Below are 14,202 nucleotides of genomic sequence, written 5' to 3'. Positions count from 1 at the left end.
TAAAACCAGATCCGCAAGGACCTCGCCGTCCACGTTTCTCTTTCTTCTCTCATTCACAATGTCAAAGAACCGACGTGCCCTAGGGCCCGTCCTCGATTTCCAAAATAGGCGAACCTATTTTCAATCTGAAATCTTGAAAATTAAACATTCAAACCTGAATGTTTAACGCTCAAGAGATGCGGTTGATAGTGCTTTATTTTCGCCCTGTCAACACCCAATCTGAAAATTAAATTTTGATTTATTTTTCAGTTGGTTATCTGAGTTCCGCCGGTGTTTCGTGAGCCCGTTTCCCTCAGCGCTCGGGGGTTATAGGGCGAGGGCATTTCAGAGTCAACAGCCCTTTTTCAAAAACATGAACTTTTTTTGACATGCGCCTATTCCCGCGCAGATCAGTCCAACGACGACTGCATTAATGTAGTCTCTTTACCACTCAAATTCAATACGGCTTCACTTTATAAAGGAGTGACCGATTTTTGCCGCAATTACCGCCAATAAAGGCTGCAACTCGCTGGCGCATTTGAGGGTCTCATTATAAAGACCCGCGGCGGTTTTTTCAGTCCATTTGCGCCACATCACAAATATGTGCCATATAAAAGCGCTTAATTGTGCAGCCACCAAGGAGCGTATCGCGTGACACCCATGCAATTCAAACAGCATAAACTGCTTTTGAAATCTGCCGGATATCGCGATGCACCCGCATTAACACTCAATTCCCATGATGGACACATGCCTCATGGTCGGGAAATTTCACTGTCCTGGCTGAGCGGCACCATCCTGACCGGCGTCACCGGCGTGTTGCTGATGGCCAGCGCACTCTATGTGTCATTTGACGGTAAGGGTGACTTTGCCACGCCCTATTCAGCCCTCAGCCCCAACTTGGTGGATGACGGCAGCTCAAGTGCAGATGGCACGCTCGTGACCGAGAAATCTGATCGCGTCCGTCCTGTCGCCGCCACCCGTTCTGACAGGGAAATCATTGAAGCCAGTATCCGGGAAACGGTGAACGGCGCAGACCGTATCCGCCGACAACCCTTTTTGCGGATCAATGCAACTTTGGCCACATCGGCCACGTCACTATCCGCCGACATCCCGAAATATGATCCGATCGCGTTGCTGCGCAAAAACCAACCGATCGCCCTGGCGGAGGACGCCCGCACCATCAACACCGATATTTATGGTGCCGAAGTGGAGGGCGAAGTTGCTGTAAAGGAAGCGAGCCTTAACATCAATGTTGCACCGGAGCCAGCCATCGACGACCGCTTAGCCGCTGAATATGTGCGCACAACTGTTGAGGGGGCGTTCTCTGGCAGCGACTCGGCCCTACTGGCCTATGCGCCCGAAAGCGTGCCTGGCCTGCGCGAATTGTCAGTCGTGTCTGATGGCTTCTCATCTGTGGCAGAAAACGTATCAATTGTCCCCAAATCGCCACCTGCCGCCAACGAGACAGCCCGAACCGAACGCATCATTTCTGTGCGCAAAACAGCCCCGATCGGCGACGTCTTGAGCAAAAACGGTTTTACCGAACGCATGGTTGCCGCCATTGAGCGCACGATGCGGTCGGTGAACCCGTCGACCGAAGTGCGTGAAGGGTTTCGCATGCGCATTTTGTTTGGGCTGGAGCCGGGTACGGAAACCCAAATTCCCTATTTGTTGAGTCTTTATAATGCGGATGAACGGCATCTGGTCACCGTGGCGCGCACGGATGAGGGCCGCTATGTCCTCGGCGCGCCGCCACCAGGCATTGAGCTGCCCGAAGAGGATACTGAGGAAATCAATGTCGCCAATCTACCTTCGCTCTACCGATCCATATACGAGACTGGGCGCAAGTTGGACCTGAAAGATGCCACCATTGAGCGAATCGTCGCCATGTTTGCCTACGATCTGGATCTGACCAAGAAGATTTCTCCAGGCGATCAGATCCAGTTGCTGCAAACTGAGCCGGACGAAAACGGCAATAAAGAACTGCTTTATATCGGGCTCGAACTCGCCGGCACGGAACGGCACATGTATCGGTTCCAGACCGAAGATGGTGTTGTCGATTTCTTTGACGAAAATGGCCAGACCGGCAAGAAATTCCTGATGCGCCGTCCTCTGGAAGGCGGGGGGCGTCTACGTTCAAACTATGGCTACCGTATTCACCCGATTTTCAAAACCCGCAAACTGCACACTGGGGTCGACCTGGCAGCACGCACAGGCACCCCAATCTATGCCGGGGGCGATGGCGTGGTGAAACGCGCCCAATGGGTCTCCGGTTACGGTCGCTATGTCGAGTTGAACCACGCGAACGGCTACCAAACCGCCTATGCCCACATGAACCGCATCGCCAGCGGCATGCAGCCTGGCACCCGCGTCCGGCAGGGCCAGGTGATCGGCTATGTGGGGTCCACCGGCTACTCCACCGGCCCGCACTTGCATTATGAAATCAAAATCAATGGACGCACCGTCGATCCGCTCAGCGTACGGCTGCCGCGAGACAAATCTTTGCCCAACCAATATCGAGATCGGTTTGAACAAACCATGGCGCAAATCAATGATCTGATGTCACGCGAAGCCAGTGCGCCGCTCAATGTGGCGCAAGCGACCCCCTAATCGACCGGGGCCGATTACGACGCGATATAATCGCGCAGAGCCGCTGCCTCGCGTTCCGATTCCTCAATTTTGCGCTTCACGATATCGCCAATGGAGACCAGACCGAGCAACTTGCCCTCTTCTACCACTGGCATATGACGAATACGGCGTTTGGACATGGTGCCCATGACTTCATTCAGGCTGATGTCACGTGAACAGGTAAACGGGTCGCGGGTCATGCACTTATCAAGGCCACTCTCAAGCGCGGCAGCCCCATGTTCTCGCAAACGTCGCACAATATCGCGCTCGGACAGAATGCCAACCACCTGATCGTTGGCCCCGGTGATGACCACCACGCCAATATTGTTTTCGCCCAGCATATCCACCGCATCAGCCACCTTGGCTGATTCGCTCAGGGTAAAGACCTGGCTGCCCTTCTCCTCAATAATATCGCCAATCCGCATAAGCTCCTCCTCATCCAACTGGTCGTTTAATCAGCTCAAAACATCTCTTAAAAATCAGGTGACGCCAGGGGCACCACCCTTTTATAAAAATGATAAGCTGAATCGCGCAGACACGCAATCAAACCAATGCGCCACTTTCGCGTACTGACACATGCTGGACACGCAAGCAGGCCCAATAGACAAAGCCGACGATCAACAACTGGAAAGGCACGCGCACCAGCAAATAGGCAGGGCCTATTGCCGCCCCTCCAAAGTCAACATGATTCAGCGCGGCATAGATATTGGCAGGTAAAAAGCCCATCAGCATTATTATGATTGCCCAGCCCGCCCGGTAGGCCATGGGTGGATAGAGGAGCAATGCAGCAAGGCCAAGTTCTAAAAACCCAGTCAAGACCACCAGCTCGGCCCGAAAGGGCACAAATCCGGGCAACATTGCCGCCATGGCCAATGGATCGGTGAAATGGGCACTGGCGGTCATCACCAGAAAAAGCGCAATGCCCACCCGTCCCCAAAATGGTGGGGCAACCTTGGGGCCGAGTTCGGCCCACCGCAGCAAAAACCCCATGAACGACGGCCCGATTAATATCAGACTCAAAAACATCAGATTCTTATAGGGCAACAGATTGGTGGCCCAATCATCAATTTGCATCTTTAATCCTCACAAGCTGTGTAAAGCTTGCCAGGTGCCCCACCCATCAACCGCATGAAACAGACAATTTGCCAATGGCAATAGATATTCGCCATCGGGCAGTGCGACATTCGCGAAGCGTAAACGCCTTAATTGTAGCAGCGCACTAATGTTCAGACCAAATCGCCATCACATTGCCGCCCGGCTCTTTAAAATGAAACCGTCGCCCGCCGGGAAAGGAAAAGATTGGTTCAACAATCTCCGCCCCGGCGCGCTCCACTTGCGCAAGCGCTGCCTCCAGATCGCTTGTCTTTAAGATCACCAAGGGCGGCTCCACCTTGTTGGCCCGCGCCAAACCGCCCGTCACCCCGGCATCGCGAATCTCAGCATAATCCGGACCATAATCCACATAGGACCAGCCAAACGCCTTTTCGAAAAAAGCCTTGGATTTCTCATATTCGTCAGATTGAAACTCAATATAGTCTATTTCCAATTGCATCACGCGCCCCTCAATGTTCTTTTTTTGTTCTATCCACTCATCGCAACAGAGTCAATCAGGCAGCGCAAGGAACGCGGCACCAACGGGCACAGCGTTTATGTGGGACGCGAGGCGCACCAGGTCTCGTTCACATCGATAATAAAAGAGACGATATACGCCTCGCGCGATCGGTTTTTTCGCGCCAATTTGAGGGATCCGGGATGCTGACCCAATAGTCCCGCAATCTGATCGCAATCAGATTGGCCCTCGGTGTCGAGCTGATATCAAATGGACGGCAAAGTCTGCGTCCAGACTTTACACCAATCTCTTCTCACACAGCCGAGGCTATGCACCGCCACCACCCGTCAGCAGCCCACGCGGTCAAGAAGATACGCCCATTTTAACATGGGCCCAGAGACCGGAGATAAGTTTGCTTCACATTTTTTCGCGCGGCGCGTTTTGCTCGGAATTTCAAAGCCTTGCCCAAACAGAGATTTGAGCGCACCGGGAATAAGTTGGGACAACGCCCTAAGACGCAATGATGGCAACGTCCCATTTCGCGCCGGACCATTCGGACCCGGTGGCCAAACCCCAGTCTCGCCATTGACAGTTGTGAAAAGCCGATGCGTAATTAAGTTATACTTTAAACAGGGTTTTGGGAGGAACATATGTCACGTTGGGTCACTGCTGCGCCGCCGACAGGGCGCGATTTTGAAGTGAAATCGGAAGAGGGTGCCAAAGGCAAAAAGGACGGCGCGATTGAGCGCATTGCCAAATATGTGCCGGCCGAAATTTTGGCCGGTTTCACCGCGCTTTATTCGGCTTTGATCGCTATGGCGCTCAGCGACAATGAAAAGCTGATCGGCGCCGCCATCCTGATCGCGTTGTTTTTCATCGTCACCATTTTCTATGTGATTAAAAATACGCCGGACAATGCGAGCAAAAAAGCCCATTTGGCGGTAACACCACTGGCCTTTCTGGCCTGGTCCTACGCTATTTCGTCGGCAGTTCTGGGCGACTATTATCTGCCTCTCTTCGCCTTTATTGCACAAGCAGTGGTGATTGCGCTGTCGATTATCGTCAAACCGGGCGAAGGTTGAAATATCCTAAGCTAACTGTGCCAAGAGGGTCACGCGCAAATCGGCCAAATCATGCGCCAGAGGATCATTCAACGCATCAGAGAGTGATGCCATCAGCACCAGCCCCAGAACATTGGTGTGGAGCAAAAAGGCCTTACGCCGGGCGGTGTCGCTTGTCGCGAAGCCTTCGGCGATCAACGCTTCGGCCAAAGTCCGATACATTTGTGCAGTCACCGCATGCACCTTGCTCGAAACCTGATGACCGCCCTTTGTGACCATTGCAAAGGCATCAGGGGTTAATTGGGGGGAAAGATACATGGTGCGAAATCGCTCTAAATCGCTGAGATGAAAATCAACAATAGCTGCCGCGAATCGTTGACGGACATTCCGATCAGTTTCAACGCGTGTCGCTGCTTCTTGCCCGGCCAACGCCTCGGCTTCCAATGAAGGCAGCAACATTGCTTCAATCAACGCGCCCTTTTTCGGAAACCAATAAATAATCGCCTGTTTGGTGACCCCCATTTGCCGCGCTACCGCCTCAAAGGTTAGGGCGCGAGCCCCTTTAGCCCGTACCAATTTGTGCGCTTCTTTAACAATCTGATCCCGCGTAATCGTGCGCTTGGCCATACATTTCCCCTACATTCGGTTGGGTCTTGACATTTTACCTATGGTAAGCAATTATTTTACCACTGGTAAGTTATTTCAATAAGGGAACGACTGCAATGGCTGAACCCATAAAAGTGTTTGGATTTGTCCCGGCCTGGGGTTTACCCACTTCGGGACCGTTTGCTCTAAAGCTGCTCGCCTGGCTAAACGCACACAAAATTGACTATCAATTTGAAGCAGAAATGAATACGGGCAAAGGACCGAAGGGTAAAAGTCCTTGGGTTGAAATGGAGGGAAACCTCATCGCTGATAGCGATGTGATTATTCGCAGCATCGCCAAAACAAAAGCGATTGACCTGCACCAGGATTTAATGGACCCGCAAATCGCCGCCGGTCATAGCCTTAAAGTGGCCTTTGAAGAACGCTTCCATCAAATTTTGGAATGGGAGCTATTCGAGACCCCACAAGGGCTGGCCTTTATCAAGCAGGCCATTGCCGGTTCGGTGCCGGCCCCGCTTGCCCCAATCATTTTCATGTTGGTTAAACGCCAATTTACAAAGCAGCTTTATGCGCGTGGCATTTCGCGTCACAGTCAGACCCATATTGTGCAGCTAGGCGACGATCTTTTGACGGCGCTCGAAAGCTTCATAAAGGCCGGAGGTTTTGCCCGCACAGTCGACCCGCAATCGCAAAAACAATATCCACAAATTGAGGAATTGTCGGTCTATGGGCAATTGGCGCCCATGCGCCATTGGACCATGGCGACGCCCGTGGCGCAGCTGGTAAAGGAACGCAAAACCTTGACCAGTTGGGTAGATGATGTGGAAAGCCTGTGCTTTGGCGCGCCATTAACCGCTGGCAGCGCCGCGCCCAAGGCGTTCCTGTCTACCAAATTGACGGAGGGATTAGCATGAATAGGCTCAGCTTTTGGTTTTTTATCTCCGCCCTTGTTTATCTGCTGCTCGGCGTGGGGCTGGGCATTTATATGGCCGGGTCGAAGGATTTTCTGTTCGCCCCCGTTCATGGCCACCTTAATCTAGTGGGCTGGGTCAGCTTCGCCCTATATGGGCTTTTCTATCAGGCCGTTCCTATCGCCAGCCGCCAACGTATGGCCACCGTCCATTTTGCGCTGGCAAGCCTAGGCCTATGGACCATGATACCGGGCATTGCGCTTTTTGAGCTGGGCATTACCGAAGCTCTGGCCGCCATCGGTGCACTGTTGACGCTGTGCGCTATACTGGTTTTTGCTGCGGTGGTAATGCGGAACGGCCCTAAATCGGCCTGAACAAAGAAAACCCGGCACTTAAAAAAGCACCGGGCTTCCTTCATCGTTGAGGAGGAGAGTGAATTATTGGGCGGCGTCAGGCACCTCATTGTCGTCAATGCTCGTGCCGTCGGCGGTGAAGGTCAATTGGTTGCCTTCCACATCCACCGTGATTCGCTGGCCATCGACGATTTTGCCGCTCAAAATCTGCTCGGCAAGCTCGTCTTGCAAGTGGCGTTGAATCACCCGCTTGAGCGGACGCGCGCCATAGGCAGGGTCATAGCCCTCATTGGCGATCCAGTCGCGGGCGGCGGGGCTCAGCTCAATGGCGATGTCACGCTCATCCAGCAATTTGCGCAAGCCTTTCAACTGCACATCGACAATCGCGCCCATATCGGCCCGTGCCAGGCGGTGGAACAGCAAGATCTCATCCACCCGGTTCAAGAATTCGGGGCGGAAATGCGCTTTGACACTATCCATCACTTTGCCGCGCACCAGATCAACCGATTCGCCTTCCTGCTGCTCGACCAGATATTCGGCCCCCAGGTTGGAGGTCATGATCACCAGCGTGTTGCGGAAATCGACCGTGCGGCCCTGACCATCGGTCAAGCGACCATCGTCCAAAACTTGCAACAGCACGTTGAACACGTCTGTGTGGGCTTTTTCGATCTCGTCGAACAAGATCACCTGATAAGGCCGACGGCGGACCGCTTCGGTCAACACACCGCCCTCATCATAACCCACATAGCCTGGAGGCGCGCCAATCAGACGGGCAACCGAATGTTTTTCCATAAATTCGGACATATCCAGCCGCACCATCGCGGTTTCATCGTCGAACAGGAAATCGGCCAAAGATTTGGTCAACTCGGTTTTACCCACGCCGGTTGGCCCGAGGAACATGAAGGAGCCTATCGGGCGATTCGGGTCTTGCAACCCGGCCCGTGAACGGCGCACCGCTTTCGAGACGGCGGCCACCGCTTCGTGCTGACCGATCACGCGTTTGCCTAGCTCATTTTCCATGCGCAACAGCTTGTCGCGCTCGCCTTCGAGCATTTTATCGACAGGCACACCAGTCCAGCGGCTCACTACATGGGCGATGTGCGCCGGGCTGACCACTTCTTCCAGCATGGCTTCGGTGACATTGTCGGCCCCGGCATCATCGTCTGCCTCAGCAGCGGCAATTTTTTGCTCCAGATCGGGAATAACACCATAGGCCAACTCGCCAGCACGACCCAGATCGCCGGACCGTTGGGCGTTTTCCAGCTCGGTGCGGGCCTTATCCAGCTCTTCCTTGAGCTTTTGCTCCGCCCCCAGCCGTTCTTTTTCTGACATCCAGCGTTGGGTGAGCGCTCCGGATTCTTCTTCCAGATCGGACAACTCGGATTCCAATTTCTCCAACCGTGCCTTTGAAGCGTCATCCGTTTCTTTCTTCAGCGCTTCGCGTTCAATCTTCAACTGAATGATGCGGCGATCCAGCTCATCCAAGGCTTCGGGCTTACTGTCCACCTGCATGCGCAAGCGGGCGGATGATTCGTCCACCAAATCGATGGCCTTGTCGGGCAAAAACCGGTCGGTGATATAGCGGTTGGACAAGGTGGCGGCAGAGACAAGCGCACTGTCAGAAATCCGCACCCCATGGTGCAGCTCATATTTCTCTTTCAGGCCACGCAAAATCGAGACCGTATCTTCCACGGTCGGCTCCGCCACATAGACGGGCTGGAACCGGCGGGCCAAGGCCGCATCCTTTTCCACATGCTTTTTATATTCGTCCAAAGTGGTTGCGCCCACGCAGTGCAACTCACCCCGTGCCAAGGCTGGCTTCAAGAGGTTGGACGCATCCATCGCGCCATCCGATTTACCGGCGCCCACCAATGTGTGCATCTCGTCAATAAAGAGGATGATTTTGCCCTCTTCTGACTGCACTTCATTGAGCACTGCTTTCAAGCGCTCTTCAAACTCACCCCGATATTTCGCACCGGCAATCAGCGCGCCCATATCCAGCGACAAAAGCTTTTTGTTTTTCAGACTTTCCGGCACGTCACCATTGACGATCCGCAAGGCCAAGCCTTCAGCGATGGCGGTTTTACCCACACCGGGTTCACCAATCAGCACCGGATTGTTTTTGGTGCGGCGCGACAAAACCTGGACCGAGCGACGAATTTCCTCGTCCCGCCCGATCACCGGGTCCAAACGCCCCGCCCGCGCGTCTTCAGTCAAATCGCGGGCATATTTTTTCAAGGCATCATAGCCTTCTTCGGCGCTCTGACTGTCGGCGGTGCGGCCCTTGCGCAATTCATTGATCGCGTCATTAAGCCCATTGGCGGTGACCCCACCAGCGACCAAGGCCTTGCCCGCCTCATTATCTTTTTCGATGGTCAGCGCCAGCAACAGGCGCTCGACGGTGACATAGCTGTCGCCTGCTTTGTCCGCAGCTTTTTCGGCTGTTTCAAACACTTTGGCCAATTCACGGCTCAAATATAGCTGACCACCATCACCGGAAACTGAAGGGATCTTTTTCAGCGCCGCTTCCGTTGCCGCATGCACGGCTTTGGCATCGCCACCGGCCCGTTGAATCAAGCCTGATGCCATGCCTTCCTTATCGTCCAAAAGAACTTTGAGCAGGTGCAAAGGCGTAAATTGCTGGTGGCCAGCAGAAAGGGCCCCAGATTGGGCAGATTGAATAAAACCGCGTGCCCGCTCGGTATATTTTTCGATATTCATATCTCAACTCTCCATCTCTCGCCCATTTCAATCCGCCTAAAAAGCACGGGTTAAAACGTCTCGAAGCGTTGTTTGTTTCAACTTGTCCATTGGCGCCCATTCTTGGCACGCCGGACTGTTGATTTAGATATAGGTACGCTTCGCGGCGAAAAAAGAGCTATTGGCAAAGAAAGCGCTCTACTGGCTCTATTTTTTATAAAAAATGCAGCAATCCACCGATCAGCACAAGCGCGAAACCGGCCTTGAAAATCCAGCCCGCAACCTGCTGCTGGCGAAAGCCCTTTTGCCCTTTTTTCACCTCTTCATAATTGCCCAGCACCGGCACTTTTGAGGGACCGTCTTTAAAGCCCCCGCCGATCGTATGCACAATCGCGCCCGCAAGCGCGACCAGCCAGCCCATCATAAAAATATTGAACCCGTTGGCTTCAAACCAAATCCAAATTGCCTCAAACATCATCATCTCAAAATTCTTGCAAGGATGAGGACAGTTTACCCCTTAGCCGAGACTAAAACCAGCCATTGGCGGAAACAATGAGATGCGTTAAGATACCGCCAACCCAGGAGACCTGCCATGCCCACAGCAAAAGCCAACGCGCCAAAGAAAGTCGCCATTCTCGCCTATGACCGGCTGTGCACCTTCGAATATGGCATTGCGGTGGAAATGTTCGACACCATCCAGTCCCCCACCGCCCCGCTTTATAAAGCCGAGACTGTGGCAATCGAATCGGGTGATTTGCGGCTGGCCGGGGGCCTGCGTGTCCCCTGCACGGTACAACTGGATCGGCTGAAGGACTTTGACCTGATCATTGTGCCTGGCTGGCCACCGGACAAGAAGGTAAATGATGAGGTGGCGGCAGCATTGCGGGCCGCCCTTTTCAAGGGAGCGCGCTTTATGTGCATCTGCTCCGGCACATTTTTGTTGCTGCGCGCCGGGCTGACGCGCAACAAAACCATCACCACCCATTGGCAATATCTCGATCTGCTCAAGGCCGAAGCCACCAACGAACAGGTAGCAGAAAATGTGCTCTATTGTGGCGATGCCCAAATCATGAGCTCGGCTGGGTCCGCTGCCGGTCTGGATCTTGGGCTGGAGATTGTGCGGCAGGAGTTAGGCGCCGCAGAAGCGAATCGCATGGCGCAACGGCTTGTCCTGCCCGCCCATCGCGAAGGTGGCCAAAAACAATTTGTGCCCCGCCCTCTGGCGCAACCGCAAAAAGGCAGCCTGGCCAAATATCTGGATCAGGTGCGGCAGCAACTGGACCAGCCCTGGCCAGTGAAAAAATTGGCGGCCTTCTGTCATTTATCGGAACGCACCTTGATGCGCCGTTTTCAGGAGATAATGGGAGTAAGCCCCAACCAATGGCTCACCCGCGAGCGCGTGGCCTTTGCGCGCAGCTTATTAGAAAAAGAGCATTTCACCATGGATGAAATTGCCGAACGTGCCGGGTTCAACACGCCGGAAACCATGCGCCACCACTTCCGCACGCAACTGAAAATCAGTCCGGCCCGCTATCGCGAAAATTTCAGGCAAAAATAAAGGGCGGTGAACCGCCCTTTTATCTATTCCGCCGCTGCGGCCTTTTTCTCCGGCACTTCTGCCGTCACCTCATCGCCCACACTCAATTTGGGCTGAGGCGCATCTGCCAAATCCCCATCTGCCGTAGGTTTGCGACGGGGCCGCCGCGCACGCGGTGCACGCTTTGGTTTTTCCTGCGGCTTTTCCTGACCGGTCTCATCATTGGCGGCAGGCTTTTCAGAGGTATTTTCTTCCTTTACCTCAGCGTCTTTTTCCGCTGCCTCGGTATTGGCTTCAACCGGCTTATCTTCGTTCTCACGACTTTCAGTGTCACGATTTTCACTGTCGCGATCTTGATCATCCCGTTCACGGCGCTGCTCTTGGCGCGCCTGATTCTGCGCCTGCGCGGCAAAAATGATCCGGAAATAGTGTTCCGCATGCTGCAGATAGTTTTCGGCCATGACGGAATCGCCAGAGGCCTGCGCATCGCGCGCCAGCTGCACATATTTCTCCGCAACGTGTGAGGCATTGCCCCGCACCTTCACATCAGGTCCGTTGCTCTCATAATTGCGGGAAAGCGGATTGACGTTTTTCCGACCGTTACCACGGCCGCGTGAACGCTTATTCTGTTGTCCAGGTCTCATACGATGACTTCAAACTTTTCTTAACTTTGCGCCGAATGAACGCGCCAAACCGTAGCTATCACATTGCCCCCAAACGATGGTCTGGATGTGACTTGGTGTTGGATCGCTATATGCCGGCTGTCCAGCTTGCTGGGGGCAAATCCACCTTAGGTCTGTAGGCAAAATTTTGCGGTCAATGAATGAACATCAAACCCAACTAGCCCCAGTAACCTATATGCTTCGAAAAGTTTTTCCAAGTGAAAAATGCTCACCCGATCACTTCGTGCTGGCTTTTTGCCCGGTTTCATAAGAAATCTCGGCCATTCGATTATGGCCGGAAAAGTCTTTTGAAAAAGTTACCTGCGTTGCCCCCGCGTCCTTCGCCGCCAACTCCAACGCGTTGGCCTGCTGAAAACCGAATTCAAACAGCAACTTACCGCCCGGCTTTAAGTGATTCTGTGCCCCTAAGAGAATCTGCCGAAAAGCTGCCATGCCTTCATCAGGGGCAAACAGCGCAGCCGCTGGATCAAAGCGCAACGCCTCCTCATTCATCAAATTGCGCTCACTTTCGGCAATATAAGGCGGGTTAGAAATGATCAGGTCGAATTGCGCCGCCGCTGGCACTGCGGCGAACCAATCACTTCTGATCAGCGCCAGCCGATCATCAACACCATGCTGCTGCGCATTTTGTGTCGCCATATCCAAGGCGCCCGGCGCAATGTCGGTGGCCATGCCCGCCAGATCAGGGCTTTCATGCGCAATACTGATGGCGATGCACCCCGTGCCCGTGCCTAAGTCCAGAAAGCGTCCGCCTTTGGGCAACAAAACAAGCGCCCGCTCCACCAGCATTTCGGTTTCGGGTCGCGGCACCAATGTGTCTGCATTCACGCCGAAGCGCAGGCCATAAAATTCAGCAAAGCCCAGAATGCGGGCCACAGGTTCATGTGCCAACCGCCGCTGACCATAATCAGCCATGTGATCCGCCACATCGGATGGGGCAGGATCATGCTCTTTGGCAATCAGCCGGGCTTGATCCAATTCGGCCGCAGCGCACAACAACAATCGTGCATCCAGCGCAGCCGTGGCAATATCGCTGGCAGCAAATTGCTGTTTCCAGTAAAGCCGTAGCTGTCCAAATGTTTGGCCCAATGGGGAATAAGGCTTAGCTGTTTTCGTCATCCATGGCCGACAATTGCGCTGCCTGATTCTCGGTGATCAGGGCATCAATCATTTCGTCCAACGCCTCACCAGCAATCACTTTATCCAGCTTGTAAAGCGTCAGATTGATCCGGTGATCGGTGACGCGCCCCTGCGGAAAATTGTAAGTCCGGATCCGTTCGGACCGGTCGCCGGAGCCCACCTGATCGCGCCGCGCTTCGGCCCGGGCGCTGTCGCGCTCCTGCCGCTGCATATCAAACAGGCGGGCCCGCAACACTTTCATCGCGTTGGCGCGGTTTTGGTGCTGCGATTTTTCTGATGAAATCACCACAACACCTGTTGGAATATGGGTGATGCGCACCGCGCTATCGGTCGTGTTCACGTGCTGGCCACCCGCGCCGGAGGCCCGCATCGTATCAATGCGAATATCCTCGTTGCGAATTTCGATATCAATGTCTTCCACTTCCGGCAGCACCGCCACGGTGGCAGCAGAAGTGTGAATGCGCCCACCCGACTCGGTTTCCGGCACACGCTGCACCCGGTGCACCCCGGATTCAAATTTCAACCGGGCATAAACCCCATTGCCCTTAATGCTGGCGACAATCTCCTTATAGCCGCCCATATCGCCTTCGCTTTCCTCCATGATCTGGACTTTCCAGCCATTGATTTCAGCGTGGCGTTGATACATACGGAACAGATCGCCTGCGAACAGCGCCGCTTCGTCGCCGCCCGTGCCCGCGCGCACTTCCAAAATAGCGGATTTATCATCCGCCTCGTCCTTGGGCAGCAGCATAAGGCGAATTTCCTGGGTCAGATTCTCGATCTTTTCCCTGAGCTCATCGCGCTCCAGCTCGGCCATTTCGGCCATTTCCTTGTCACCAGATGCCAAAATTTCGTCCACACCCTCAAGGTCAGACTGCGCGGCTTTAAACTCACGAATCTTGTCCACATAGGGCTGCAGATCAGAATATTCCTTGGACAGCTTCACATAGGTTTCCGGATCCGGGTGCGCCGCCATCTCCCCTTCAACAGTTTCGAAGCGGTGCAACAAAGCATCCAGTTTATCTGCCGGTAGTTTCGCCATAAAAGCTCAGACT

Annotated in this window: 13 protein-coding genes and 1 pseudogene; 5 read left to right on the top strand and 9 right to left on the bottom strand. The window is 54.0% G+C overall.

What is annotated here, in order from left to right:
* The first annotated feature begins 639 nt into the window (after positions 1-639).
* Entirely contained in the window at positions 640-2,589 is a 1,950-nt protein-coding gene (locus tag L1I42_RS13550; protein ID WP_236115507.1) for a M23 family metallopeptidase, read from the top strand.
* Between the two features lie 14 nt (positions 2,590-2,603).
* On the opposite strand, the gene L1I42_RS13545 is transcribed toward L1I42_RS13550, so the two are convergent.
* From L1I42_RS13545 to L1I42_RS13535, 3 genes are all read right to left on the bottom strand, one after another.
* Positions 2,604-3,032 carry a CBS domain-containing protein gene (locus tag L1I42_RS13545; protein WP_236115212.1) on the bottom strand — a complete coding sequence of 143 codons (429 nt, stop codon included), beginning with the start codon at positions 3,030-3,032 and terminating at the stop codon, positions 2,604-2,606.
* A 118-nt stretch (positions 3,033-3,150) separates the two neighbouring features.
* On the bottom strand, positions 3,151-3,681 hold the full coding sequence (locus tag L1I42_RS13540; protein WP_236115211.1) for a DoxX family protein: 531 nt from the start codon (positions 3,679-3,681) through the stop codon (positions 3,151-3,153).
* Positions 3,682-3,826: 145 nt separating this feature from the next.
* Positions 3,827-4,159, bottom strand: coding sequence for a VOC family protein (locus L1I42_RS13535; protein WP_236115210.1), 333 nt, complete (start codon positions 4,157-4,159; stop codon positions 3,827-3,829).
* Positions 4,160-4,806: 647 nt separating this feature from the next.
* Between L1I42_RS13535 and L1I42_RS13530 the strand changes: the two genes are divergently transcribed.
* On the top strand, positions 4,807-5,238 hold the full coding sequence (locus tag L1I42_RS13530; protein ID WP_236115209.1) for a hypothetical protein: 432 nt from the start codon (positions 4,807-4,809) through the stop codon (positions 5,236-5,238).
* Positions 5,239-5,244: 6 nt separating this feature from the next.
* On the opposite strand, the gene L1I42_RS13525 is transcribed toward L1I42_RS13530, so the two are convergent.
* Positions 5,245-5,844: a TetR/AcrR family transcriptional regulator gene (locus tag L1I42_RS13525; RefSeq protein ID WP_236115208.1), complete on the bottom strand. Its 600-nt coding sequence runs from the start codon at positions 5,842-5,844 to the stop codon at positions 5,245-5,247.
* Between the two features lie 95 nt (positions 5,845-5,939).
* Here L1I42_RS13525 and L1I42_RS13520 point away from each other — a divergent pair, with 95 nt between their 5' ends.
* Positions 5,940-6,737, top strand: a complete 798-nt coding sequence (locus L1I42_RS13520) for a hypothetical protein (protein WP_236115207.1) — start codon at positions 5,940-5,942, stop codon at positions 6,735-6,737.
* The gene (locus L1I42_RS13515; protein WP_236115206.1) at positions 6,734-7,108 is read left to right on the top strand and encodes a hypothetical protein; all 375 of its coding nucleotides are present in this window, start codon (positions 6,734-6,736) and stop codon (positions 7,106-7,108) included. Before L1I42_RS13520 ends, L1I42_RS13515 begins: the two co-directional genes overlap by 4 nt.
* Positions 7,109-7,171: 63 nt before the next feature.
* Here the strand turns inward: L1I42_RS13515 and clpB are convergent, their stop codons facing one another.
* Complete coding sequence (gene clpB, locus L1I42_RS13510) at positions 7,172-9,808, bottom strand: ATP-dependent chaperone ClpB (RefSeq protein WP_236115205.1); 2,637 nt, start codon at positions 9,806-9,808, stop codon at positions 7,172-7,174.
* A 193-nt stretch (positions 9,809-10,001) separates the two neighbouring features.
* Positions 10,002-10,262: a hypothetical protein gene (locus L1I42_RS13505; protein ID WP_236115204.1), complete on the bottom strand. Its 261-nt coding sequence runs from the start codon at positions 10,260-10,262 to the stop codon at positions 10,002-10,004.
* 117 nt (positions 10,263-10,379) lie between these two features.
* Here L1I42_RS13505 and L1I42_RS13500 point away from each other — a divergent pair, with 117 nt between their 5' ends.
* Positions 10,380-11,345 carry a helix-turn-helix domain-containing protein gene (locus L1I42_RS13500; RefSeq protein ID WP_236115203.1) on the top strand — a complete coding sequence of 322 codons (966 nt, stop codon included), beginning with the start codon at positions 10,380-10,382 and terminating at the stop codon, positions 11,343-11,345.
* Positions 11,346-11,718: 373 nt separating this feature from the next.
* Here the strand turns inward: L1I42_RS13500 and L1I42_RS16435 are convergent.
* The 3 genes and pseudogenes from L1I42_RS16435 to prfA all read right to left on the bottom strand — a co-directional run.
* A pseudogene (locus tag L1I42_RS16435) lies at positions 11,719-11,968 on the bottom strand (DUF4167 domain-containing protein); the annotation flags it as partial.
* Positions 11,969-12,223: 255 nt separating this feature from the next.
* Entirely contained in the window at positions 12,224-13,126 is a 903-nt protein-coding gene (gene prmC, locus L1I42_RS13490) for a peptide chain release factor N(5)-glutamine methyltransferase (protein WP_236115201.1), read from the bottom strand.
* Positions 13,110-14,189: a peptide chain release factor 1 gene (gene prfA, locus L1I42_RS13485; protein WP_236115200.1), complete on the bottom strand. Its 1,080-nt coding sequence runs from the start codon at positions 14,187-14,189 to the stop codon at positions 13,110-13,112. The genes prmC and prfA overlap by 17 nt, the downstream gene beginning before the upstream one ends.
* Between the last annotated feature and the right edge of the window lie 13 nt (positions 14,190-14,202).

The organism is Maritalea mediterranea, assembly GCF_021568695.1.
In the GTDB taxonomy this organism is placed as follows: domain Bacteria; phylum Pseudomonadota; class Alphaproteobacteria; order Rhizobiales; family Devosiaceae; genus Maritalea; species Maritalea mediterranea.
This window is presented reverse-complemented; position numbering and strand designations above follow the sequence as displayed.